The sequence below is a fragment of the Allocoleopsis franciscana PCC 7113 genome (assembly GCF_000317515.1).
Lineage (GTDB): Bacteria > Cyanobacteriota > Cyanobacteriia > Cyanobacteriales > Coleofasciculaceae > Allocoleopsis > Allocoleopsis franciscana.
In genome coordinates this window covers 948,235-972,845 of sequence record NC_019738.1, presented here as the reverse complement: position 1 = coordinate 972,845, position 24,611 = coordinate 948,235, and the positions used below count along the sequence as shown (strand labels likewise).

Genomic DNA, 24,611 nt, shown 5'->3' with positions numbered 1-24,611 from the left:
GGCCGGCGCTCAATGGCAAATCCGGAACAGCTCGCATTGCTTAGGCAAGGGGTATATTTCTGGAATCGACAAAAGCCAGAAAGTTGTCAGATCCCCATAGACCTCAGCGACTCAGACTTAAAAGAAGCAAATCTTTGTGGAGCATACTTCCAATGCGCTAACCTGAATCGCACTAACCTGAGTCGCGCTAACTTGAGTCGCGCTAACCTGAGCCACGCCAACCTGAGTGGTGCACGACTAGAGTGTGTGTCCTTGAGTCGAGCCAACTTGAATCAGGCAGACCTTGAGGGGGCGATTCTCTTCCAATCCAACCTCAGCCAAGCCAACTTAATCGGCGCTTCTCTTCCAGAAACTGACCTTCAGGTCGCAACACTCTTTCAGGCTAACTTAACAGGAGCTTGCCTGCGAGGCACAATTTTTTGGCGATCGCATCTCATGAGAGCTGTTTTAAGGAGGGTAGATTTCCATGAAGCGATCCTTCAAGAAACAAGCTTTCGACAAGCCGACCTGAGGGAAGCAGACTTTACTCGGGTATACTTCAGCGAGGCTAGCCTCAGCGAGGCAAATCTTCGAGGAGCAAACCTTGATCAGGCTCTAGTCAAGAGAACTAGCTTTTGGCGCACCAACCTTCAACAAGCGTCCCTAAAAGGAGCTTACCTCAAAAGGATTGTCTTTAATCAAACCGACCTAAGCGGTGCTTCCTTTCAAGGAGCACAACTTCAAGGAGCTGTCTTTAGAGGAGCCAACCTTACAGGAGCTAACTTTGAGGGAGCCAACCTTGAGAGAGCTGTCTTTAGGGGGGCAAATCTCACAGGAACTAATCTCAAGGGAGCTTCTCTTCAATGGGCTGTTTTCAAAGAAGTTAATATAGAACAAACTGAAGGATGGGATAGCAGCTTCAATCAAGAAGCCTTAATTCGTTAATATCACTCGCCAACTTGCAATTTGTTCCTTTCGATAGAAGTTGGAACAATAGAATTAACGTTATTTTTTCAGTAGATATAATATAACTTAATTTGAGGGGTGTAATGAATTGTAGAAATCTATTATTTTTATTCAGACTGTAGGCAATTCGGTAACATTATCTAATATTGATATTGAACGCTCACCTATCTCATCTGACTAAATCTACATTTAGACTAAATTGGTAAAATTCACTTCAGCATTTAATTAAAATTTTAGTAATACACTGAATTATTCCCTATTGAGAGCAATGCTGAAGTCTTGGTAAGCGATGAAAACACTATTTACACTCTTTAGCAAAGAACGGAGCGAACTTCAGACAGAGATTGAGAGGGCAAGCAGCCCGGAGCAAGTCGTTAAGCTGGTTCAAAATCGAATTGATAATCTTGAGAAGAGTTACATTGGTGGACTGAGCGTGACTCAGGTACGTTTGGCATCCTTTTTTCTGGATACGTTACGGCAGACTATTGGTACGCTGACGGCGGCTAATGAAACAAAGTTTTTAGAGCCAAAGCCGCAGCAAATAGATAATCAAGCCACACGGCTGCCCTCTAACAGGGTAATTCTGAAAGTGCTACAGGCACTCATCGGCATCAGCATTTTAGGTTCATTATTTTCGTTAACTCAAGATACTCCAGGGGCTTGGATGGATATCTTGCTGATGACTGTGCTTGTAGGATTGGAAGTTGTACTCCAGATCGAGAAAGGTAAACCAGAAAATCGTTCAGATTCAACTCAGTCTCTAGGAGTGCCCCAACCAATCGTGCAGGTTGATAGCCAAATCCTTCTAAATAATCTGGCGGATGCGCTCAATACGATTGATTTGGCGGTTACTTCGGCTGAACCTGTAAAAAAACCGCTCGATGCTAGTGGAATCGAAGAGTTGCCTGAACTTTTGAATCTCGTTCAGCGGCTGATGGGTGCGTCATTTCTGGAGAAACCTCAGATGGCGCTGGAACTGACAAAACTGCTGCCCCAGATTTTAATGGAGCAGGGAATTCGATCGCAACTTTATCGACCGGACGACGCTCAGAGTCGTCGTGAGTATTTTGATTTCGAGCCAAATATTGATCGCTCCGCCCAAGATTACGTGACGATAACTCCCGCTTTAGTAAAGGGCGATCGCTTGCTTCGACGCGGACGGGTGATTGAGCCAGCGTATTCTGAGGTTAGAGAGTAGCCCTTCGTAGTTGTGCTTTAGGGCTAAAGCGCTGATGACAAACTAAATCTTCCGTCAAAGTCTTCATTTAAAAAGGGTTTCCCTTATAAGCAAGGATTCGGGGAAAGGATGAATATGCAAGTTTTAGAAACAATTGGGTTCGATTTAGGACACGGTGAAACGGCTGTGGCTAAAGCCAGAATAGAGAGCATCGAACCCCCTGAGATGCTGGAAATTAATAATAAAAAAGTTCAAATTACCGCTCTGGGTTGGCATCCCGAACTTGGCTATCTAATTGGAGAACAAGCCTTAATTCAAGCTGGCGTTACTCAACTCCAAATTTCGTTTAAGAAAAAGCCAAATAACGACCTGAATTACAGAAAAACTATCCTGAATTTTTTGGCAACCTACTACCGCCTTTTGAAAGACAGCAAACAGATTGAAGGTGGGACAACGAGTCAGTTCTTTGTTGGGTGTCCTTCAGGGTGGTCAGTGAGCGATCGCGAAGAATACCAAATGTTACTGAAGGAATCGGGTATTCCTTTATTGAGCGTTGTACCCGAATCACGAGCTGCTTTCATGCAAGCCAAGGAAGCGGGTAAGCTCGACTATGACAAACTCAAATCAGCCGTTCTAATTGTTGATATTGGCTCTTCAACGACGGATTTCACCTTAGTTAAGAGTTTACATGAAATACCTATAGATTTCGGAAGTAACCACCTCGGAGCATCCCTAATTGACAAGGCAATTTTTGCCCGAACTCTCGCCAACCATGAGGATAAGGCGTTACTCGAACAAGTGTTTGAAGACTATCCCCATCACCAAGCGCGTTGTGAATTAGCCTGTCGCAAAGCGAAGGAAGATTACTTTTCTAACGAACAACTTTATAGCCATCCACAATCCTTTGCACGCGGCTTTGAGTCCATCAACGAACAGATTTACTTTATCCCTCAAGTGAGTCGTGTGATGGCACAGGAAATATTGAACCAGCCTTTACCTGAACTGGAGGGCAACAGTTGGATTCAGTCCTTCCGTGAGGCGGTGAATGTGGCGAAAGAAAAGCTCGACCAACAAGGTATTGTGCCGAGGGTTGTGTTGATGACTGGGGGTGCATCCCGCATGAAGTTTACCCGTGAGATTTGCGAAGAGATTTTCCCAGAACCCGAAAGTCAAGTTCGTCCAGATCCAGAACCAGAACGATGTATTGCATTGGGTTTAGCACGGGTTGGACGATGGGATTTGCGGGCATCTGCCTTTAAATCAGAAATTAATCAAGTATTTGATTCAAAGAAATTAAAAGACCTGATTGAGAGGCATATTCCAGAGTTAATTGAACTGCTGGTGAAGCCCCTCTCACAGGGATTGATTGACAAGGCTATTAAACCCGGTTTGAAAGATTGGAGAAACAACAAAATCCGGACTTTGGCTGACCTGGAAGACGTGATGAAAAAGCAGGCAGAGGATTGGATTAAGAGCGATCGAACTCGGCAGATTGTTAATAGTCAATGTGTGACTTGGTTTAACAGTAAAATTCAACCTGAATTGGCACAAGAAACTGACTCAATTTGTCGCAAATATCAGATACCTAGAAGTAGTTTGAGGTTTGAGGAGGGGATTAACCCTGATGTGGTCAACCCGGAGTTGTCAATTGGAGACACTATTCTTGCTGATACCGTCTCGTTTATCGTCAATGTCGTGATTGGTGGGGGTACTGTCGGTAGCATCATCGCTTTGATATTAACCGGACATTTAACTTGGCCTATTGTGCTCATCTATGGAGTTTCGGTGCTGGCGGCAGGTGTGGAGATAACTCGCAGCAAAACTCAAGACGCAATTAAGACAAAGGTGGATGTTCCTAGTTGGAGTCGTCCTATGCTTTTGAATGATAGTAAGCTTGATTCAATTTGTGAGCAAATGAATCCTGAGTTAGAACGGGTTTTTAGAGAACAACTGACGGCGAATCAGGAAGCGTTTGATGAACTGATTGCTAAGGTTGGACAAGAGTTAAAGAATGCTCTCAATAATAAGGCGGAAGAGGCTGTTATTCTCATCCAGTAGGAGTAGTCATCCTTTGAGTTGAGAGGTATAGGCTGTAGGACTTTTGAAGCGTCAATTTCCAAACATAGGTCATACTTAACAATGTAACGTTAACTTCATATAACGAACTGTAAATGTGCCCAAATTGGTATGCCAGAGATGGAGTTTATATTTACAAAACTTTAGATAACTGAGTTTACTTTTTTTAATCTATTTCACAGCGCATCCGACCTAAATAAATCACAAAATAATCACAATTGCCCTGTAAGTTGACTAGGAAAGCAATAAGAAATCACTTATGCAGGGCTGGAGCGATGAATTCAAAACGTTTGCAAGGGTTAATTTGTTTTTTACAGGATGATTTGGCAATTCCATCGACTTCCATTGATTTGGCTGTACGCCATCTCCCTGATACTCTCAATCTGGTACCAATGATTCTTTGGCAGTACGGATTGGTAACACTCCAGCAGTTAGATCAAATTTTCGATTGGTTGGAAACGGCTTAACAACGTTTGTTCTTACCGTAACTGTAGGCGGAAAAAACGGTTGGACAATTTCAGTAACTGAAAGTGCTATTGCTTTAAAGCGATCGCGCAGTGCTGCTTTCACGGCTGGGAGGCGGGTTTGCCCCCCAAATAGCAAGACTTAGTTAATGTCGGTTGGCTTCAGTACTGTCTTTTTCAGGGTGGCATCGCAGATCGGTAAGGTGCGATGGATGAAGATATAGTTGCTAGTTTTTCAGGCAATAAACAGCAAGCCAAGCAGTACGACTTGAGATTTTTAGATTGTGCGATCGCATTCCTCTTAGATTTGACGGATGGAAGTTTGACTCATCCATCTAGAGGGCAAGTTGTTGTGATCCCTCCTGACACTGGGTTCGTTGCCTCTACAAGATCGGCGATCGCTTCATTCGCTAGAGTTAAGTAGGGTTTGCTGTAAAAACCGGAAACCCTTAGCTATAAATAGTTTGAGCGGTCTTGAAAGTTGTTCAGCTCCCAGGAAATCTGGTAGAATCCCACAAAATCCTTGTACCAAGAGCAGGGAAAATGTACAGAAAAGCTTCCTCAAGCCCGACCCCACCGGAAAACTTTGAGCTGCCCTTTGAGGGAAAGTTATCACAAGATAACCGTTGGGTAATCATGGCAAATCTGATACCCTGGGATGAATTTGAAGAGGAATACGCCAAAATTTTTTCTATTGATATGGGGGCACCTGCGCTGCCATTTCGGATGGCATTGGGTTCATTAATAATCAAAGAAAGATTAGGAATAAGCGATCGGGAAACAGTAGAACAAATAAAAGAAAACCCTTACTTACAATACTTTATAGGGAGAAAGCATTACAGCAACGAAGCCCCTTATGATGCCTCACTTTTGGTAAGATTTAGAGAAAGGATAAATGTTGATTTAGTAAATCAAATAAATCAAAGAATGGTAAAGAAGATTCAGGAAGAAACAGAGGAGGAATCTAAAAAAAAAGCTCACTCTCAGAAAGGCAAGAAACAAGAGAAAGCCCGAATCAAGGGAAATTAATTCTGGATGCTACCTGTGCGCCAGGAGATATCAGCTATCCCAATGACTTGGGTCTATTAAATCAAGCCAGAGTCAAAACGGAAAAGATAATAGATACTCTCTATAAGCCCCTAAAAGGGAGACTAAAGAAAAAGCCAAAAACTTATAGAAACCTCGCTCGGAAAGATTACTTGAAAGTCGCCAAAAAACGGAGATCGTCAAGAAAAGAGAGAAGAAAAGCTATAAAAAAACAACTGAAATATATAAAAAGAAATTTATCACACATTGACCAGCTCCTTCAGACAGGAGAAGCACTTGAGGGTTTGAGCATCTCTCAATATAAGAGCTTGCTGGTGGTGGCGGAAGTTTACCGTCAACAGCAATGGATGTATGAGAATAAAGCCCAGAGAATTGACGACAGAATAGTCAGTTTAAGTCAGCCCCATATCCGTCCAATTGTGAGAGGAAAAGCCGGAAAACCTGTAGAATTTGGAGCTAAACTAGCAGCAAGCGTCAGAGATGGATATGTCTTTTTAGACCGTATAAGCTGGGATAACTTTAATGAAGCCGGAGACTTAAAAGCCCAAATAGAAGCATTTAAACAGCACACAGGAGTCTATCCCGAATCAGTACATGTAGATAGAATTTATCGAAATCGCGAGAATCGAGCATTCTGTAAAGAAAGAGGGATTAGAATAAGTGGCCCCCCCTTAGGCAGACCTCCAGCTAATGTCAGCTCAGACAAAAAGAAACAAGCCTTAGACGACGAGAAGGTTCGCAATGCTATTGAAGGAAAATTTGGCATCTCAAAGCGAAGATTTAGCTTGAATCGCGTCATGGCTAAACTGCCTCATACTTCTCAAACGGCTATTGCTATCACTTTTTTAGTCATGAATCTTTCCACCCTGCTACGGCAGTTTTTTTGTCTTTTTTTGTGCAATACACAACATCACGCCTTTTTTCTCGATAACTATTAATTCGGCTTATGCTTGTGGGAATTAACAACAACAAAAGCTCATTATTATTCCAGGATTAAATAACTGATTAATCCATCGGTTGTTTTTCGCCGACTTATTCAGCAAGCCCTAAGTAGCTATGAACCGGATGTAATTGTCTTGGATGAATCGGCACTGATTGATGAACCCGATTGGGAAAGTGGTTCTATCATCACGCTGGGCAAATCAATCAAGCTCATTGTGGAAGTCGTTTCAACCAATTGGCGGGATGATTACTTCACGCTTGCTGGGAGAATACGAAGCATTGGGCATCCAGGAATATTGGATTGTGGATTATGCCGCATTGGGTGGGCGACGCTTCATTGGCAATCCCAAACAAGCCACTTTCACTGTTTGTCAATTGGTGGATGGGGAATACGAGTTGCAGCAATTTCGAGCAGGCGATCGCCTGCTTTCACCCACTTTCCCTAACCTGGCGCTGACGGTAGATCAGGTTTTTGCGGCAGGGCAGTAGAGAAGAGAGCGATCGCTCTGTGGGTGTTGGGTTTCGTTGTCTCAACCCAACTTACAAGATCAGCGATCGCACATACTGTAAATTGCATTTACTTCGTCAACCCAACATCTGATGTTTGCTAACATTCATAACCTATCTGCGAGCTGCTTCGCTTTACTCGTGCAAGCATTATCGTAGAGTAACCGGAGATACCTTCATCCTTCCACCTTGCCTCCTACCGTTTCTCTCAATCTAGCTGTCTTCCTAGGAGATGATGCCACTGTGCAGTTGGGCATCGGGAAGAACATGGGGGAGGATGAATAAGGCGATAAGCCTATGGCAGATCGCTTGCTCCAACTACAATTAGAACTTTCATAGCTTCTGCACTGGCTTGCTTAAAACATATAACTGCACTTCCTGATGAAACAAATCGACCTGCTTTTAGAGGGCATTATCACTCAAGTCCCTAATGTAAATCCCGCCTTCGCCCGCCACGAGACGTTTCATCCTCGGTTTGGTTGGCTCAAAAAGGGTTTTGATTGGGCAAAGCGAGATTCAGAAATTTTCTTGAAGGAAGATGCACCTGTTCGTTTAGGCGTCGGGAAGAACATGGTGCGCTCAATTCGTTACTGGTGTTCGGCGTTCAAGGTGCTGGAAAATGATACTCCCGACGCTCGAAGACTCGCTAACGCTTCGCTATCAGATTTTGGCGAAAAGCTTTTGGCTGAAAATGGATGGGATGAGTTTCTAGAAGATCCCGCGTCTCTGTGGTTACTACATTGGAATCTGCTCAAGCCAACCTGCGAGGCGGCTGCTTGGTATTAGACATCTCCGAAAATAGCCAAAAGCAGTCTCTGACTGCTTTTGAAGTATTTAACGCAGCCGGGTAATTTGAACCATTTCAACGTTTTTATTAGGGCTACAGCTAATTCAAATCAATAATTATCCCAAATATATCTATTTTTTATCTAAAATGTTTATCGATTTAGTCGCAGACTGAGCTATTTATAAATAACGTCCCAATCCTTAATCTGACTAATCCACACACTAGAAGAATTATTCTCTGATAACTCTTGGCTCTTAGGCGAAACCTTTCTTGGGCTACACGGAAAATCTTTAGTAATCTAATTACGTGTTCAACAAATATTCTCTCACTCGCTTTCTCTCGATTTTTTTGTTTTTCTTCTTGGCTTAATTCCCTGGCTCTCGGCTTTTTTTGAGGAGTTTCTATTTGGACTTCTCCTATATAGCCTTTATCTCCTTTGAATTTTTGTGTTGGAGCTAACTTGGATTGACCTTCTCTCCAAATATTTATGTCGCTAGTCGGCCCTGGCTTTCCCACTATAACATCTACAATCTCTTGTCCATTTGGTGTGACAATTAATTGATTTTTCAAAGTATGGTTTTTCTTTTTGCCTGAATAAAACTTTTTTTGTTCTTGATAGTCCTTGGGTCTCGGTATTGGCTGTTCACAGCTATCCACTATTAACTCCAACTCGGCGAGAATTTCTTGCACCCATTTATACTCACCGGGATTTTTTTTTACTTGTTCCAGCAGACTAGCAGGCAGCAATTCCCTCAATAGCTCTGACCAGTAGTGAAATATGTCATTCGCTGTTGATTCACTAACTCCGAACTGGACTCCTAGCATCTGGAATGTTGGCTCCGGGTGTAGATATACCAAAGTTAATATTATTTGGTCTTTGACTGATAGTTTTGGTCTTCTACCTCCTCCTGCCTTGTTTATCCTTACTTTTCTTTGCTCAATCTCGATATCTTTCTGTTGATGTAATAATTCAGCGGCAGCTATTAATTGCTGTAACTGTTCGTACTCTAGTCCAATTAATCGTTTACTTTCTTGTTGATTTTTTTCAAGGTACTCTGGTATATTACTCATTTTACTGTAAAAATTAAAAAGTAAATTATAATATTACCACTTTATTTTCGGTTTTTAATTATATTTCGGAGATGTCTATAGTTCTGAAGCTGATAATTTTCATTGTGCAATTTCTAATCAGGCACAAGAATGGTATGAGAATTTAGAAAGTATTGCCACAACTGAAAACCTAACACCTGAAGATTTAGGGGCAGTTTATCCTTTGCATCCAGTAGCGGCATTGGTGTTGCCGATGTTGTGTGCTAAGTATGGGCAAAATGACCGCTCGTTGTTTACGTTTCTCACGAGTTCCGAACCCTATTCGTTTCAGAATTTTTTGGAGGAGGAAACGGTTAATGGACATCTTCCTGAGACGCTAAAGCTGGATCGCGTTTATGACTATTTTGTGGAAGCCGCAGGCATGGGTTTTGGGTCTAGACCTAATTTACAGCGGTGGGTGGAGATTCAGAATTTAATTGCTGATGCAAGACATCTAGATGAGGATTATCGCCGGGTTCTGAAAACGATTGGTACTTTAAACTTGGTGACGATAACGGGCGCAGTTAAGGCAACACCGGAACTGGTGACACTGGCATTGTGCGATTCACCGAATGATGAAGATGAGCAGCAGAAATGGGACGATATAATTGATCGCTTATTAAGACGGAATGTTATCACCCATCGTCGATTGTGGGATGAATTGCGGCTTTGGGAAGGGTCTGATTTTAATGTAGATGCTGAGGTGGCAGCGTACTCAGAGCAAGAGCGATCGCCTCTGGCTAGTTTATTATCTCAGACGTATCCGCTTAAGCCAATGGTTGCTCAACGGCATAGTTATAAAACAGGGACGTTGAGATATTTTGAACGGCAATATATTGATGCATCAGAAGATTTAGCTAAGCTGCGTTGTAATAGTGATGCCGATGGGTTGATTGCTTGCTGGTTGGATGAAGAATTACCGGATAACCCTCCTGCTGAAACAGCCGATGGTAAGCCGTTGATTGTTTTGTGTGCGACAAAACTAGGGGTGCTGCGAATTCAGGCGTTAGAATTTGCTGCACTTGAGAAAATCCAAGCTTCAGCGGCACAACTGCAAACCGATGCTGTTGCTAGGCGCGAAGTGCAGTATCGGTTATTTCATACTAAACGCTTGCTCGATGAAAGTTTGAGCCAAGCGTTTGATATGGCAGTCAATAGGAATACCTGTTGGATTCAGGGGCAACAAGAAATTATCAGCAATGCTAAAGCATTTAACACGAAGCTGTCGGAAGTTTGCGATAAGGTTTATAACAAAACTCCTGTTCTTTGGAACGAATTAATTAATCGTCGAGAACTCACGTCTCAAGGTGCTAAGGCAAGGCGGGAACTGATTGAGGCGATGTTGGAGCATTCCGACAAAGAAAGATTGGGATTAGAGGGGTATGGGCCGGAAGTTGCCATGTATTACTCTTTGTTGGGTGAGACAGAGATTCACCGACAAGAGGAGGAGGCTTTAGGATTTTACCCGCCTCAAAAAGATTCGGGTTTATGGACGATTTGGCAGGCGATTGTGTAGACGAATAAAACGGTGCGACAATTTTAGCCCCTGGAAGCCTTGTCATTCCGTAGACTCATATAAACAACGGTTAAACAATTTGTCGATAATTGTTGAGCCGAGCTGATAATCTATCAAATTCTGAGTTGATTTTGAGATAAAACGGTTCAACAATTTCTCTAGAACCATTGCTAGATCGAAATCATCGCCTCCTAAGTGAGTATCGCCACTGGTAGCCTTGACTCGAAACAAACCCCGTTCAATCCGCAAAATCGAGATATCGAACGTGCCGCCGCCTAAGTCGTACACGGCTACTGTTTGCGGTTGGGCACCCAAGCCAAATGCCAAAGCCGCAGCAGTTGGCTCGTTAATAATCCGGGGAACTCGCAAACCCGCCAGTTCTCCCGCTTCCTTGGTTGCCTGACGCTGGGATTCGCTGAAATAGGCAGGGACGGTGATGACGGATTGGGAGAATGTCTTACCCAAGACTGCCTCGGCATCTTCCTTGAGCTTGCGTAGAACTTGAGCGGAAATCTGGGGTGGGGTGAGGGGTTGCTCTCCAACTCGGACAGCGACTTTGCTCTGCTGGACTTCCTCAATGCTGTAGGTGACTTGCGTTTGGTCTACCTGGTTCACCGCTTGCTCCTTGATTTAGGGTCTGCACGCTTGCTTTCCTGTGCTTGGGAAAAAGTGACAAGAGCTCTTCTGGTTGATATAACTAAGAAATCTACAATATTGTTTAACGAGAGGGGATATGGTAGAGGGATCGAGCATTAAAGTTACAATTAATTTCAACGATCCAGACTTATCTCCTGAAGATCAGGAAATAGAAGTTCAGAAACTTCTAAAACAGTTGAAAGAATTGGATGAGCTTGAGAGTGTTGAGCGAATTCTTGATCCCAACCCACCAGAGGGCAACAAGGCTTTAGGTGGTTTTCTTATGGGAATGCTAACTACTGAGGTCAACCCTGCTAATGTAAGGAATTTGATCGGTTTTTTAGGTGATCGCCTTTCTGGGAAGGCAATTGAGATGGAAGTAGAGGCGAATGGCAAAAAGTTGAAGGTGAAGGCTAGTAGCCAAGCGGAGTTGATGGCAGCAATCGAGGCAGCGCAAAAGTTTGTAACAATGTAAAAAACAACATGGCGAAGGTAGCTTTACTGATTGGGGTTAGTGAATATGAACAAGGCTTAAATTCACTACTTGCTGCTGCGAAAGATATTGAAGCGATGCGGGATGTATTGCTTGATCCAGGTATCGGGGGATTTACTAAGCCGAACATCACAGTGCTAAAAAATCCTGAGCGTCAAACAATGGAGGAAGCTATTTATTCATTGTTTGCAGGACGACATAAAGATGATTTATTACTTCTCTTCTTCTCCGGTCATGGTATAAAAGACGATTTGGGCAATCTTTATTTGGCAACTCGTAGAACTCGGAAAAGTTCTAATGGAGAATTGATTAGCCCAACAGCGGTTGCAGCTAGATTTGTGCATGACTGTATGAGCCGTAGTCGCTCAAAGCGTCAGATTGTGATTTTGGATTGTTGCTTTAGTGGTGCTTTTGCCGAAGGTCTATCCGCTAAAGATGATGGAACGATTAATATTCGTGAACAACTTGGCGGTGAAGGGCGAGCAGTCCTGACATCTTCTAGTTCGACTCAGTACTCTTTTGAGCAGGAAGGGGAAGAGTTATCGCTGTATACCCGTTTCTTAATTGAGGGTATGAAAACCGGAGAGGCTGATCAAGATGGAGATGATGTCATTTCAATTGATGAGTTGCATGAGTATGCTAGCCGAAAGGTTAAAGAAGTCAAACCAGAAGTCAAACCAGAAATCTATGCAATTCGAGAAGGGTTTAAAATCCGATTAACAAAAGTTCCTTTAGGCGATCCTCGTCAAAGGTATCAGAAAGAAGTAGCACGTTATGGTAAACGAGGAGATTTGACTATTGTTAGCCGAGGTATTTTAGATGCTTTGAGAGCTAAATTAGAATTTTCAGTTGATGAGGCAAAAGTTTTAGAAGATGAAATATTAGAACCTTATCGAAAAGAGTTTCGGCAAAAAATTCAGCGTTATGAACAAATTTTTACCGATCTTCTTCAGCAAGAAGAATCTGTTAGCGATGCGACTCGCCAAGAATTGCAGAATCTTCAACAAGTTTTAGAACTAAGGAATGAAGATACAGTACCTATTGAGGCAAAGGTCACAGCTTATATTCAAGCTCAGAAACAGAATTTGAGAGTTTACGAACAATCATTGAGAGAAGCTTTGCGGCAAGAGTACCCGCTAGGTGAAGTTAAAAGAAGTGAACTACGGCGACTACAACTTCAGCTGGAACTAAGTGATGCTGATATTTCTCGGATTGAAGCTCGTTTAGGCTCTGAGGTGAAGGAGTATTACAAAAAACTGAGACAGTATAAGCAAGCATTTGCTGAGGCTGTACGGCACGAATTTCCATTAAATGAACCTAAGCGTAATGAGCTTAAAATACACCAGCAGAATTTAGAATTATCAGATATCGATGTGACTTCAGTTGAAGCGCAGATTACAGCTGAAATAGAGTCTTACCATCAGAAATTGCAGCAGTATGAGCAAGCTTTCATCAAAGCAACTCAGTACAAACAATATCCAAGTGAATCAACGCGCCAACAGTTGAAACAAACTTGGCAGATACTAGGCTTAAACCAAGTAGATGTAGCAACAATCGAGACTAAGATTACTACCCAGATTGAGACATATCAGAAAAATCTAAGACAGTATGAACAAGAATTTGCTAGTGCAGCTGAGCAACAGTATCCTCTGAACAGTGCAAAGCGACAAGAATTGCGCCAACAACAGCAAGCTTTGAACCTCACAGCTGAAGACATTGAGCCAGTTGAGACTCAAATCATAACTCAAATTGAAGATCACTGGAAGAAGTTGCGGCAATATGAACAAGTTTTAATCAGTTCAATTCAGTATGAGTATCCTTTTACTGATGCTACTCGTGAAGAGTTAAGACAATTTCAAAAGGTTCTTGAACTTGGTGATGGAGATGTAGCTCGAATTGAAAAACAAGTCATTGCTAATAACAATAAAAAGTTACAGTCTGGCACTGACTCTACCTCAGATGTAGACTCGTCCAATCAAAAATCAACAAGCAGTGTTGCGAAAACTAACAAGAAATCACCACAAGAAAATACTTCGCAGACTTCTCAAAAAGATGAGATATATCAACAAAAACTGAAAAAATATGAGCAGGAAGTGGCTAGCAAAGTCAATCTTGGGTTAATTAATGATGATTATATTCGTGGGCAATTAAAGGAACTCCAACGCCGTCTTGAAATAAAAGATTCAGATGCCGCAGCGATTGAATCAAGAGCAACAGGAAGCGTAGTAGAAACAGATAAATCAACATCCATTAAAGATATCGCACCCAGAACTTCTGCATCTTCAGCAAGCAAGCAAACAGTAGCAACTCAAAGTCATCCTGACAGCCTCATACCGAAGCGAACTTCTACTGTTTCTGTAAGTCAAAACGACTTATCTAATAAATTCAATTCAAACCGGACTCTGATGTTATTGTTTTTCGTTGTATCTTCCTTTGCAATTATGAGTGGATTAAATCCTTTTTTAGACAAGTTATCTCCTCTTGCAAATCATCCTTCAAATCTCCAAAATTCCAAGCCTTAACTTCAGAACTTATTTAGTTATTTAATTCTTCTTTTACTCAATTGCATCTGATTTAGTAGAAAGTTTAATAATTAGACAAAACATCCAACTTACAAGAGCGGCAAAGGTTCCAGCAGCAATGATGCCAACTAACTGTTGAAATAGTTGTTGAAAACTTTCTCCATTGGATAAACCTCCATTGAATAAACCCACTGCTGGACCAATAGAATATAGGGCATTAGAAGCATTACTTTCTCCAGCAGCAAAAAAACTAACGGATAAAGTGCCCCATATACCGCCTACAAGATGAATAGAAATAAGTCCTGATATGTCGGAGATCTTGCTCTTCTTTAAATAATCCAAAAATAAGAACGTAAGAATACTTGCTATGAATCCAATCTCAACTGCCCAAGCAGTACCGACGAAAGCACAAGATGCAGAAATAGCAACTAGCCCTGATAAAACTCCTTGTATTATTCTTGTAGTGTTCTGTCTGCGAAGATAGATCCAACAAGTAATTATTGCTCCAATAGCACTACCAATGGCTGATGCAATAGTCGTGATAGCAATATGGTTTACTGATCTGCCATCACCAAAGCCTATTGTTGAACCAGTATTGAGAGCAATCAAACCTAAACAAAGAATCAGAAAACCAACATATAAGATGTTGATACTTTGTGTTCCACCGCTATCTTCAACTTTGCTATGCGGTTCCTCATCTGAACCGAAGACCCAGACACCTACTAAAGCAGCCCACCCACTCACGGAGAAAATTACGGTTGAACCAGCATAATCCCAAAATCCCATCCTAGCAAGCCAACCGCCTCCCCATATCCAGTGCCCAGTAATAGGATAGATAAAACATACGAATAAAAGGCAGAAGATGAAGACAATAGAAGGATTTCTTCGTTGAATAAATGTGCTAGCTAAGATACTAGTTGATACAACAACATTAGAAACGAGAAATAAGAATTTAATGTTGAGAGGTATACCTGCCCAACTCATAGACGAGTAAGCTCCTTGATATGCATCGCCAATTGCAGGGCTATTGTCCGCACCAGATAAGAAAAGCACTCCTTCTACGCCAATAAAACCGTTGCCATTGCCAAACATCAGCCCAAAACCCAAAGCCCAAAAAGCAAATATAGATAGGGCTAAAATCATCAGATGTTGACGAATTGCTTTTCCTGGTTGTTCACCACACAAGACGGTAGACCACAGTGCATAACCGAGATTCATGAAAAAAACTGGAATAGCAGCTAAAGTTACAAATGTAGTATCTGTACTTATTCTTTCTTGTTGGGCTAATAGCTCCTGTGCAGACGGAGAAGGTTGAGGAGCTTGTGCTATTCCAACAGAAGCTAACACTAGCATCAAGCTTATGCTGAGCAATACTATGCCGATTGCACCTGCTCGACTCAGGTGTCTATTGATACATTTGAATCCCATTTTTACAAGCCATAGACATTAGAGCGATTCTGCCATCAATTTGGATGGAGTAGCACAGCGAGCCATGAAAAAATCTTATTCTCCAGGGAAAATGTGCTTGCCGCTAAGACTTTTAGTTGGCGGTCAAATTATTTGAAGGCGATGCGGCATAACAATTCAAATGCAGCGGACGGATGAGAGATGTTGGTGCTGAGTTCAAGGTTACTTGCCGCCGTTGATTTGAGCTGGTAACTGCGTTAGCGTAGCGTCTCCGAAGGAGAATCGCTCTAGGAGGATGACCAGCCGGAGGTAGCTCGATCGCAGGTTTGCGGTCTGGACTCTTGATGGCATAGATGCCGCTAGCCGTGCCAACCCAAAGCCGTCCGGTAGAATCTAGGGTGAGGCAGCTCACCTTTATTTCCCCTAGAATGCGGTAGGGTCGCCAAATGTCGTTTTTTAGGTAGCTGAGTCCGAACTGCTCACTAGCTGCCCAAACTTGCCCCAACCCATCTACGGCTACCGCTACCACTGAATTGCCGGGTAAACCATGCTCGCTGGCGTAGCGGGTGAAGCGGTTTTTCTCCAACTGCCAGTGCAGCAATCCACCTCCCGTTGCTAGCCACAAATCCCCCTGAACTGGGTCTACGGCTAAATCTCGAATATGCCGTTGACTAGCCATGTTAGACCACTCTAAATGAGCCTTCTCGCGTGCCTTTTCCTCCTGCGGTCCCGCATCAGCGACGGGGATGGGTAAGTCCTCACCGCTTACTGGCACGGGTAAGTCAAGTCGGTAGTCTTGGCTGCTCATAGGTTGCTCGTACTGGTTATTCGTCCCCACTCTTCTCGTAGACTATCCAACTCTGCTTGTAATTCGTAATTTTGGTCTTGCTGCTGCTCGATACATTGATTGAGAAAGGTGCGCCAGTAATCAGTGCCTTTTTCGCGCTGCTGCCACAGTCCGTAGCGTTGGTCTTTCTTCAAACGCTCGGTGGCTCGGTTTAAGTTCTCCATCTGCCGCTTGAGCGCTTGTTCCCAAATCGTGAGACGGCGGTGCTGGTCGGCTATGTTTTCTTGTAAGCTGCGCGTTGTCCAGACTAAGCCCCAAGGCAACTCTTCCAAAACATCAGCCAGACTGGCAGTGGGGTCAATACACAATCCCTGGAGATTCGCCAGTAACTCACCATCCTCATCGTTCACCATTGGGTCTAAGACGCGGAACAGATGTGGAGGAATAATAAAGTTAGACAATTTAAGGTTATACAACCCTTGATTTTCCGTTCACTCTACAGACTTCCTAAAAATAAAGTTAAACAATTTCTAAATCTGAGCGATTCTCTGGGTTGGTACAACGCTCCACCATGAAATAAAAAAGTTAGACAATTTGGCTTTTTGGCAATATTAGGCGAATTTTGCGCTCAGGCAGGCTGTAAGATGAATTTTAGTTGAGCTGAAACAAGGCAAATTCGTCAAATTTTCCCAAACTGACACAAGAGGGTTAGACAATCCGGATAAAATCACGCTTTTCGCAAAGCAGCTCAATTAATCTTGATGGGGTTTGGAAGTCAAAAAATTTCAAATAATTTTTGACACAGTGGGGGAAGTTCGCAATTTATTCAGTTCATCCTCAAGAGCCGCTTTAACTTTTTGGGAGTAATCCTCTCGTAAACCAGCAAGCCGAATCACCCTCCAGGGCTTAACCTCTTTGCCCTGCTCTTCGAGTTGGGAGCATCCCAATTGTGCAAAAATAAAGGGACAGCCATTATTCGCGAGTAATAATCGCGAATACTTCGGGAGATTCAATCCTGCGGTTTTTCTTCCTCCTGCTCGGCTCCAGAAGTAATATCCAGCAAGCAATCATCTAGGGAACGGATGAGCTTCTGTATCTCATCGATAACAGAACGCCTAAAAACAGACATGACAGCATCTATATGGTCAGTAGTACCAGCTTTCCCCAGATGCTTGTATTTACTCAACTCTTCGGAGGTCGCGCATGGGAAGTATGGAGTCGGCACTTGTAATTTGTAGTACCAATATTTCTTATTATTTTGCCGAACTTGATAACGCGCTACCCAAGCCCCGGATGGAGCCAGCTCACCCTGTTTTAATATTTGTCTTTGTTGTTTTTCTAACGCTGCTATCGCCTTTTTAATACGCTCAAATCGAGCGAGTTTATCTCGCTCAATATCCTTGGAAGTCTTTCGAGGCATAAAGATAAATCCTAATTATTCGCGATTGTAACTCGCGAAAAAAAGCAGCGTGCTTCTTTTCATACTGTTTTTGGGTTTTTTAAGCGCTTGGAGCAAGCTGTCGATTCAGATAAGCGCACCGCAGTTGCAGCATTTGCGGTAAATTTTGGGACTTCCATTGAGCGCCGACTATTTGTAGCCGCTTGTCTATCTGTTTGACCGCAGACTCTACAGCTCCCGAAGCAATCGAACTTAATTGTTCGGCTTGAAAGTACATATAATTGACTAAGCGATGCCTATGTTTACGTAGATAACTTATAAAGTTAGTAGCCCCGACATAGTTAGTTTTCCGGAGTTTACTAATCGCTTCTTCGACCACTCCTTGCCACAAATCTGCTTCGATTTGTTCTAAAAACTTTTTCGATGCCTGAATTTTATAGAGGTTCTCTTTCAAATGATACCAGTCAAGAATTTCTTGTCGGGTCTGGTCGTCGGCTATTTGTGCAAATAGGTTCCACACCCCATCGTGTCCATCACCCAAGCAATAAATGGTTCGAGCCAGGTTTTGGCTGTTCACCCAATTAATTAGAGAAAAATTATCTTGAAAGAAGGCTCCGTAATATATTCCTTGTAGTCGTCCGGTTTTATACTCCTTCCAGTAGGCGGGTTTACCTTTTTCCTGTGAGCGTAAACGCACTTTCCCACCATCGAGACAAACTTCTGTCAGTTTTTGTTTAATATTAGGTGGCGATAGCTCTACTTTCTGGGCTTGGCGATGATGAGTGCTGTGACCTACTTCTACCCCGGTCAAGACTTTCAGGTCATTCTCTGCATCTTGAAATGATTCATTTGCTGCAAGTAATAAACAGCATTTTTCCAGAAGAGGACTTAACCGTCGATACGGCTCAATTCCTAAACGTGACGCTTGTTTTTGAGTGATTTTTATCCGACCCACACAACTTCTTATCGTTCGGATGCGTCCCGATTCTGTTCCCGTCTTTTCTCCGATAAAAAAAAGGTTATTTGGGGGCTGACATGTTCTAGCACTTGGTCGCGCACCGCTGTTTCAATACCCTCTAACGTCTCAATTTTCTCTTGTGGAGTATTTTTATAGAGAATTTTAGCTATCGCCTTGATATGGTCGGCTAAAAGTTTTTTGTCTTCTGGTGTCATTGTCATAAAGAGGCTCCCTAACTAATTAAATTGTCGCAGTTAGGGCAACATCCGCCTAGTCGGCCTTTATTCGCGAGTAAAAATCGCGAATAAACTTCCCGTTCTCTTGCCTTCTTGCAAAATTGGGATGCTCCCGGAACAGGCACCTTCAATGTCGGCGAATTTTGATTGAGCCACTCTCTGTCATGTTTATACAACCACGCATAGGTAGCTGGAGCCATTTGCCTGAGAGTTGTCTTCGACGCCTCTGGATGCTCAAGTTGTAGAGTCAACCATTTTTGCCGATGTCTGGTCTCGCTCTCACCAGTAGAGTTGACATCACCCTCTGGCTGCTCTGGAGACTGCACTATTTCGTTATCCTGGAAAGATTGCCAGGAGGTATTGAGGTTTAGCCGTAAGGCATACCGATTGACTGTTCTGGCATCGACCTTGAGTCGTCTTGCCGTTGCTCGAAGACCCAACCGTTGAATCTCTACGAGTTCCCTAAGCTTCTGTTCCCAAACCTGACCGTATGCTTTAATTTTGCCAATTCGGTATTTGTCATCTTCGGTTTCATCGGGGCCTGTTCGACAATAAATCATGCCACACGAACACCGAAAAGTACCCACAGGTTTTTTGGTATCACAGCATAGACTGATAGCCAATTCGGTCACAACTGGCTGGAGATAATGGTTGGCGGCAGCATTCAGACAAAGCCAATGTCCATCACCGAAGGGTTTGTAATCGTAATCTATGTTGAAGAATTCTTCAATAGAGCCTGCGAGAAACCTAATCATCAGTAGGTGTCTCATAGGATGAAATGATTTTCGATGCTTTCTAACGATGCCAAATACCCAGTTGTGTTCCTCCTCGTAATCCACCATTGAGTCAAGGGCTTCAAGCATTTCACGCCCGTAGAAAAACATAAAATTATCAAGAAGTCTCTTCTGATGAACTCGACCCGTTGCCGTCGCTAAACCTTTCTCAATCAATAGAGCTATATACCGTCTACGAAACCAATCTGGCTCTTGAGCAGAGAGTTTGCTATTCATTAACCAAGAGATATCTTGAGCCAGCCGCCAAAATTTCTCTAAAGTGTCATTACTGTATATTGGTTGGTTGTGAGTAATCAGGCAATTTTCTGGGCTTGCAGCCTGATATTCATGCTTGTTGAAGCCTTGGACTGGAACTATGCTATCTGGCAACGCCACAGCATGGACTGGGCAAACCAGCGCTCCAGGCGTTTGATGTAGTCGGTGCCAGTAGGCTTCCCCGTACTTTTGCAAATCTTCTTTTAGACAATTGGGGCAAAACCGGAAATACCTCGGCATGGTAACGGAACTTGCCATAATTCCAGCTCTAGTGTGAATATCACTGCCACACTCTGCCTTCAGCGACTCCTTCACTCTAGTAGCTCGGTTCGGAGGTAAAAAAACGCTGTAGAAAGGGTACAGGGTGTATCTTTCAATCAGCACTTCTACCGTATAGTTGGAAAAAGGTTGTAGGCTCTCACTTAAAGAATTAAGGTTAGAAGGTAAGTCAGCCGTAGCTACAGTAGTAGCTGAGTTAAATAATTCTCGGAGCGTTACTTTCGGACTCGTGTTACCGCTTCTAATCTGGTAGCGTGCAATGACACTGTATAAAATTTCATCGGGATACGGTTTTGGGAAAAAGCTAACCATAGGAGGCTGTCTTTGTTATTTTTTCATAGTTAGATTCCTCCATATTCTTATGGCAGAATACCTAAGTTAAAACCTACAAATCTTGGAAATTTAGCTGTATTTTAGTATCAATCTGTAATCTCATCTATAGAACTAAGGACAGGCAATGTTGGATGACATCTACTCCTTTAACTCAGCAGCTTGAAAGTTAGGAGCTAGGTTTGAGTCTATGCCTTGCTTATGCCAGTCCTTGACGATTTTTGCCACAGTGCGATAGCTGTTTTTGTGCAATCCTAAGTACCTAGCAATGAGTCGAGTACTCCAATTACCCCGCGCACGTTCTTGAGAAGTTAGGCCCTCAACCCTGTAGAGCAGTGCCAGTTTTTCCTGCTGGGACATACTGACTAGCTGAGTAAGGAACTCTTCGATTAAGCGGCGCTGGTTCTTGGGTTGCATGGAGGTGGGTATTGCAGGTGGTAAACGCTCGGACTTTCTCAGGCGTTCAATTAACTGAGTACGAAGCACGTCTATCTGCAAAATTGCATGGTTCATCAACCGACTGTGTTGGTGGGTTGCTGTATGATCTACCTTGTTGAGAGCCTCAAGCGCTATTAGGGCAAGATGCTCTGGTTTTTCAGCTTGCGCTCTGAGCAATTCAATCTGCTGGCTGGTCGTTTTTCCTTTGACTCTTGCAATTGCTTCTCCAGCGGCTAAGTACACCTCTTTTACTAAGTTCAGCCACTCCTCAACTAGTTCTTCATCGGTTTGGCAGCTAGATTTGTTGTGATGAGGGGGGCGGCACACAAAGGTCATAGGACAAGGAGTATAAATACGACTTTGAATGCACCATAGTTCCTCGTTTTTTAGACCGTCAAGAAAGTTTTGTCAATTTGACAAATTACATGGAATTTCTGTTATTAATTCGTGTGCCAGCGTTCCAAAAGTGGGTGAATTTGTTCAGCATGGGAAAGCAGAAAATCAGCCACAGCCATGATTCGTTGGTAAGGTTCACCGGCCTCGCGTCGGCTAGCTTGCCCGCCTAACCAGTGATAGGTGGTGGATTTGGAGACACAGCAAATTTCTGCTAGTTCCTCATACTCTATCCCCCATCGGAAACTGAATTCTTGGGGAGAGATGAACATCTGATTGTGCAGTTGCAGCACCCGTTGATGTTTTTGAGTTCGTGCCATGATGACCTCTAACTCAAACAGTAGATGACTGGTTGAGTCGTTCGATATCCTTCTCGAAGGCGAAGTCGTAGCTGGTGATGTGGCGCGAGGGACTTTGCTCATCGAGTAAAACCAGGTAATGCAGTCCAGTCGCCATACAACTGGCGGAGTGGGTGTAGATGACGCCGAGGATACGACCAAAGTCTGGATGAGGAACTTGACGCCAGCGTACTGAATCACCGAGCTGAAACTGCTGCTGAGGTAGGGTTTCGGGAATGTTTTCTGGTAGACCGAAGGGCGGTATCTGGGGTGACAGGTGAGACATAGTAGTTTCCATCACTTGAGTGAAGCTAAATCACTTATTGTTATTTATATATCACAAAATGTTATTTCTAATCTGTAGACTCACTCACTTTACTCTCTGACGATTGTGCAGTGAGTCAAAACAATCAACTAAGTATCAAACAGCGCTTTGGAAAAGCGATAAGACGCAGACGGCGAGAACTGGATTTATCTCAAGAGGAGTTAGCCGAACGGGCTGAGCTTCACCGTACCTATATTTCCAATATTGAGAGGGGGGAACTGAACCCTTCGCTAGAGACTATGGAAAAGTTAGTCAAAGCGCTGGACATAACTGTTTCTGCTCTGTTTGCAAATTACGGCATTGAAGTAGATGAATGACCCAGAGACTCTTGACTTGCGCCTTAGCTGAGGGAGGCGCTCTCTATTTGACTGGGCTATAAAAGAACTGGAGAGCATGGGTCAAGTGCCTGGAAGGCTCCAAATATTTAGCATCTAGAGAATTAAACCAACCGATACAGGAGTAATTGCAGCGTGGCAGAAGAAAATAGCATCGGACTGGCGGAACTGATTGAGCAGGTGAAGCGGGAACTACTTGCTCCCTCCCTAGAAGGTGAGACAGACATCCCTCTGTTGAGTGTGGATGAGGTGGAACTTGAACTTCAAGTGACAGTCAAGAAGGAAGGCAAGGGAGCAATAAAAATTTACGTTCTGGAGTTGGGTGGGGGAGGTAGCCGGGATGACGTGCAGAAGGTGAAAGTGAAGCTTTCTCCCGTCATCAATAAAGAGACGCTGCTTAATCTTTACAGAAAACGTCATCCGGAACGACTGGAAAAACTAGTGGAGCAAAATATAGAAGGAACCTTTAAAGGTGGCGGCGACAACGTCAGCGACCAGTTCTAATTTAATACTCAGCTAGCAAACTCGTGGAACTATTTGAACTCTACCTCTCGCCTGTTGATGGGACTCGTTTTAAGGCAATCGTGACCCAATCTTCGGCTGGAGAAGGGGAAACGGAGTCGGAATTGCCTTTTTGGGAAGGCACTCAAGATTGGCGGATTACTCTCATTAAGACTTTAGAGAGTACTAGCTTCCACTCAGAAAGCTTTAGCCGGGATAGAGAACAGGATTGGATGGTAGCAGCCAGTATTTTAGCTTCTGACTACAGTGCTTTCCATCCGAGTTTTCTTGTCAACATTGGCAAAGCGCTGTATCAGTCCCTTTTTCCACCAGGAAGTCGGGTAGAAAAAGCTTTGCAAAAGTCTCTCAGTGTGGCTGAGGATAAAAATACTCAACTGCACATTCAACTTAAATTTGAAGCAGATGTCGTGCAGCGATCGCGATTAGCAGATTATCCGTGGGAACTGCTGCATGATGGGCAGCGATTTCTGTTGCATCACCAAGTTAGCTTTTCCCGATACATTGCCCACGACACGGTTCCACCTAACTTACCACCTGTGGAACAGGTCAATGTGCTACTGGTGTCCTCAGCAGCATCTGACCCAGAACTAGGACTCCAAAGGCTCTCTAAGCAGGAACAGCAAGCAATTCACAAAGGATTGGAAAAGGCAAGTGAAGCTGGACATATTCGTTTAAGCGAGCTGGAGTATCCTACCCTCAAGGAGTTACGAACCTATCTCACTGAACATCGAGGAGATACAGCTCCTCACGTCCTGCATTTTGATGGACATGGGTTGTATGGCAAGCGCTGTTCTAACCAACAGTGTAGGGTAATCCATAAGAGTATCAAGGTTGAGCGATGCCGAGTTTGTAATTCGGTGTTACCCAAACCTCAAGGGTTTCTGGTATTCGAGAATGAAAAAGGTGAAGCAGATTACGTTAGTGCTGCGGAATTAGGAGTCCTGTTGCGACAGAGCAGCTATAGTGATGGCACCAGTCAAACGGGAGGAGTAGCTTTAATCGTACTTAGTGCTTGTCAATCTGGTATGGCGGTGACAGGGGAATCAGTGTTTAATGGAGCTGCTCAAAATCTGGTTGCTCAACGTATACCAGCAGCAGTGGCAATGCAATACTCAATCAGCGTAGAGGCAGCAACTCAATTTGCCGAGCAGTTTTATTGGTCTCTAGGACAAAAGAATTCCCTGGCGGTGGCTGTCAGTCAGGGGCGAGAGGCGATGGGAGTGGAAGGAAATCAGTGGTATCGTCCAGTTCTCTATCTACGCTGGCGAGACAATCAAGGCGGTCAATTGTTTGCCATTTCTCAAGTGGATGCTGAAATTAATTCAGCAGCTATTTCCCTCACTACTGATTTGCAGACAAATAAAACATCTGATATTCTTCAGGCATCAAGCAGCTTAACGGCTAGTCAGCGCCGTCGCTTGCAGCGGGAATGGGATGAGTTACAAGAGCTTTACGATTTATTAGGTCAAAAGCTGCGTAGGTTGCGTAAGGATCTTGCTACTGAGGTCAATCCTGCTGTACAGCTTCAGCGAGAGGTGCAAATAGAAGAAACACAGAGAGAACTTAATAAGCTCAAGTCACAGATTGACGAGATTGAACAACAGCTTGGCTAAA

The 24,611-nt window shown here is 43.4% G+C and carries 23 protein-coding genes and 2 pseudogenes; 14 read left to right on the top strand and 11 right to left on the bottom strand.

Translation table 11 applies throughout. The features are described 5' to 3' along the window. Nucleotides 1-12: 12 nt before the first annotated feature. From MIC7113_RS04125 to MIC7113_RS04085, 8 genes and pseudogenes are all read left to right on the top strand, one after another. A complete protein-coding gene (locus tag MIC7113_RS04125) occupies nucleotides 13-924 on the top strand; it encodes a pentapeptide repeat-containing protein (protein ID WP_015180910.1) in 912 nt (303 codons plus the stop codon). Between the two features lie 310 nt (nucleotides 925-1,234). Next, complete coding sequence (locus tag MIC7113_RS04120; protein WP_015180909.1) at nucleotides 1,235-2,143, top strand: hypothetical protein; 909 nt, start codon at nucleotides 1,235-1,237, stop codon at nucleotides 2,141-2,143. A gap of 114 nt (nucleotides 2,144-2,257) precedes the next feature. Next, entirely contained in the window at nucleotides 2,258-4,180 is a 1,923-nt protein-coding gene (locus MIC7113_RS04115; RefSeq protein ID WP_015180908.1) for an Hsp70 family protein, read from the top strand. Nucleotides 4,181-4,473: 293 nt separating this feature from the next. Beyond that, entirely contained in the window at nucleotides 4,474-4,665 is a 192-nt protein-coding gene (locus MIC7113_RS04110) for a DUF2949 domain-containing protein (RefSeq protein ID WP_015180907.1), read from the top strand. 205 nt (nucleotides 4,666-4,870) lie between these two features. After that, the gene (locus MIC7113_RS04105) at nucleotides 4,871-5,086 is read left to right on the top strand and encodes a hypothetical protein (RefSeq protein ID WP_015180906.1); all 216 of its coding nucleotides are present in this window, start codon (nucleotides 4,871-4,873) and stop codon (nucleotides 5,084-5,086) included. 119 nt (nucleotides 5,087-5,205) lie between these two features. Beyond that, nucleotides 5,206-6,647 (top strand): IS5 family transposase gene (locus tag MIC7113_RS35295; protein WP_390463838.1). Its coding sequence is split into 2 segments (ribosomal slippage): nucleotides 5,206-5,637 and nucleotides 5,640-6,647, totalling 1,440 coding nucleotides; the frame shifts between segments, so codons are not numbered across the junction. A 111-nt stretch (nucleotides 6,648-6,758) separates the two neighbouring features. Further along, nucleotides 6,759-7,140: pseudogene (locus MIC7113_RS04090) on the top strand (Uma2 family endonuclease); the annotation flags it as partial. Nucleotides 7,141-7,539: 399 nt separating this feature from the next. Continuing rightward, nucleotides 7,540-7,941, top strand: a pseudogene (locus tag MIC7113_RS04085) (DUF4007 family protein); the annotation flags it as partial. Between the two features lie 163 nt (nucleotides 7,942-8,104). Here the strand turns inward: MIC7113_RS04085 and MIC7113_RS04080 are convergent. Continuing rightward, on the bottom strand, nucleotides 8,105-9,016 hold the full coding sequence (locus tag MIC7113_RS04080; protein WP_015180904.1) for an IS5/IS1182 family transposase: 912 nt from the start codon (nucleotides 9,014-9,016) through the stop codon (nucleotides 8,105-8,107). Nucleotides 9,017-9,218: 202 nt separating this feature from the next. On the opposite strand from MIC7113_RS04080, the gene MIC7113_RS04075 reads away from it, so the two are divergent. Further along, nucleotides 9,219-10,550: a hypothetical protein gene (locus MIC7113_RS04075; RefSeq protein WP_216596364.1), complete on the top strand. Its 1,332-nt coding sequence runs from the start codon at nucleotides 9,219-9,221 to the stop codon at nucleotides 10,548-10,550. Between the two features lie 42 nt (nucleotides 10,551-10,592). Here the strand turns inward: MIC7113_RS04075 and MIC7113_RS35890 are convergent, their stop codons facing one another. Beyond that, entirely contained in the window at nucleotides 10,593-11,165 is a 573-nt protein-coding gene (locus MIC7113_RS35890) for an Hsp70 family protein (RefSeq protein WP_041779893.1), read from the bottom strand. A gap of 118 nt (nucleotides 11,166-11,283) precedes the next feature. Here MIC7113_RS35890 and MIC7113_RS04065 point away from each other — a divergent pair, with 118 nt between their 5' ends. Together MIC7113_RS04065 and MIC7113_RS33035 are read left to right on the top strand one after the other, a co-directional pair. Beyond that, nucleotides 11,284-11,661 carry a hypothetical protein gene (locus MIC7113_RS04065; protein WP_015180903.1) on the top strand — a complete coding sequence of 126 codons (378 nt, stop codon included), beginning with the start codon at nucleotides 11,284-11,286 and terminating at the stop codon, nucleotides 11,659-11,661. Between the two features lie 8 nt (nucleotides 11,662-11,669). After that, nucleotides 11,670-14,201, top strand: coding sequence for a caspase, EACC1-associated type (locus tag MIC7113_RS33035; protein WP_015180902.1), 2,532 nt, complete (start codon nucleotides 11,670-11,672; stop codon nucleotides 14,199-14,201). 33 nt (nucleotides 14,202-14,234) lie between these two features. Here MIC7113_RS33035 and MIC7113_RS04055 read toward each other — a convergent pair whose 3' ends face one another. From MIC7113_RS04055 to MIC7113_RS04005, 9 genes are all read right to left on the bottom strand, one after another. Continuing rightward, nucleotides 14,235-15,548, bottom strand: a complete 1,314-nt coding sequence (locus tag MIC7113_RS04055; RefSeq protein ID WP_172642223.1) for an ammonium transporter — start codon at nucleotides 15,546-15,548, stop codon at nucleotides 14,235-14,237. Between the two features lie 193 nt (nucleotides 15,549-15,741). Beyond that, on the bottom strand, nucleotides 15,742-16,416 hold the full coding sequence (locus MIC7113_RS04050; protein ID WP_015180900.1) for a two-component regulator propeller domain-containing protein: 675 nt from the start codon (nucleotides 16,414-16,416) through the stop codon (nucleotides 15,742-15,744). Further along, nucleotides 16,413-16,856, bottom strand: a complete 444-nt coding sequence (locus MIC7113_RS04045; RefSeq protein WP_216596363.1) for a hypothetical protein — start codon at nucleotides 16,854-16,856, stop codon at nucleotides 16,413-16,415. Before MIC7113_RS04045 ends, MIC7113_RS04050 begins: the two co-directional genes overlap by 4 nt. A 548-nt stretch (nucleotides 16,857-17,404) precedes the next feature. Beyond that, on the bottom strand, nucleotides 17,405-17,815 hold the full coding sequence (locus MIC7113_RS04035; protein WP_015180238.1) for a hypothetical protein: 411 nt from the start codon (nucleotides 17,813-17,815) through the stop codon (nucleotides 17,405-17,407). Between the two features lie 79 nt (nucleotides 17,816-17,894). Beyond that, nucleotides 17,895-18,973 (bottom strand): ISKra4-like element ISMic1 family transposase gene (locus MIC7113_RS04030; RefSeq protein WP_076612115.1). Its coding sequence is split into 2 segments (ribosomal slippage): nucleotides 17,895-18,809 and nucleotides 18,812-18,973, totalling 1,077 coding nucleotides; the frame shifts between segments, so codons are not numbered across the junction. Between the two features lie 11 nt (nucleotides 18,974-18,984). Continuing rightward, nucleotides 18,985-20,628 (bottom strand): TnsD family Tn7-like transposition protein, encoded by a 1,644-nt coding sequence (locus MIC7113_RS04020; protein WP_015180898.1) that lies wholly within the window; start codon nucleotides 20,626-20,628, stop codon nucleotides 18,985-18,987. Nucleotides 20,629-20,787: 159 nt separating this feature from the next. After that, a complete protein-coding gene (locus MIC7113_RS04015) occupies nucleotides 20,788-21,420 on the bottom strand; it encodes a hypothetical protein (RefSeq protein ID WP_015180897.1) in 633 nt (210 codons plus the stop codon). A 104-nt stretch (nucleotides 21,421-21,524) separates the two neighbouring features. After that, a complete protein-coding gene (locus MIC7113_RS04010; RefSeq protein ID WP_015180896.1) occupies nucleotides 21,525-21,797 on the bottom strand; it encodes a hypothetical protein in 273 nt (90 codons plus the stop codon). A 13-nt stretch (nucleotides 21,798-21,810) separates the two neighbouring features. Beyond that, on the bottom strand, nucleotides 21,811-22,101 hold the full coding sequence (locus MIC7113_RS04005) for a hypothetical protein (protein WP_226883590.1): 291 nt from the start codon (nucleotides 22,099-22,101) through the stop codon (nucleotides 21,811-21,813). 110 nt (nucleotides 22,102-22,211) lie between these two features. Between MIC7113_RS04005 and MIC7113_RS04000 the strand changes: the two genes are divergently transcribed. The 3 genes from MIC7113_RS04000 (at nucleotide 22,212) to MIC7113_RS03990 (ending at nucleotide 24,610) form a co-directional block, all read left to right on the top strand. Continuing rightward, entirely contained in the window at nucleotides 22,212-22,457 is a 246-nt protein-coding gene (locus tag MIC7113_RS04000; RefSeq protein WP_015180895.1) for a helix-turn-helix domain-containing protein, read from the top strand. A 153-nt stretch (nucleotides 22,458-22,610) separates the two neighbouring features. Continuing rightward, the gene (locus MIC7113_RS03995) at nucleotides 22,611-22,979 is read left to right on the top strand and encodes a trypco2 family protein (protein ID WP_015180894.1); all 369 of its coding nucleotides are present in this window, start codon (nucleotides 22,611-22,613) and stop codon (nucleotides 22,977-22,979) included. A gap of 23 nt (nucleotides 22,980-23,002) precedes the next feature. Further along, nucleotides 23,003-24,610 (top strand): CHAT domain-containing protein, encoded by a 1,608-nt coding sequence (locus MIC7113_RS03990; RefSeq protein WP_015180893.1) that lies wholly within the window; start codon nucleotides 23,003-23,005, stop codon nucleotides 24,608-24,610. Nucleotide 24,611: the final 1 nt, after the last annotated feature.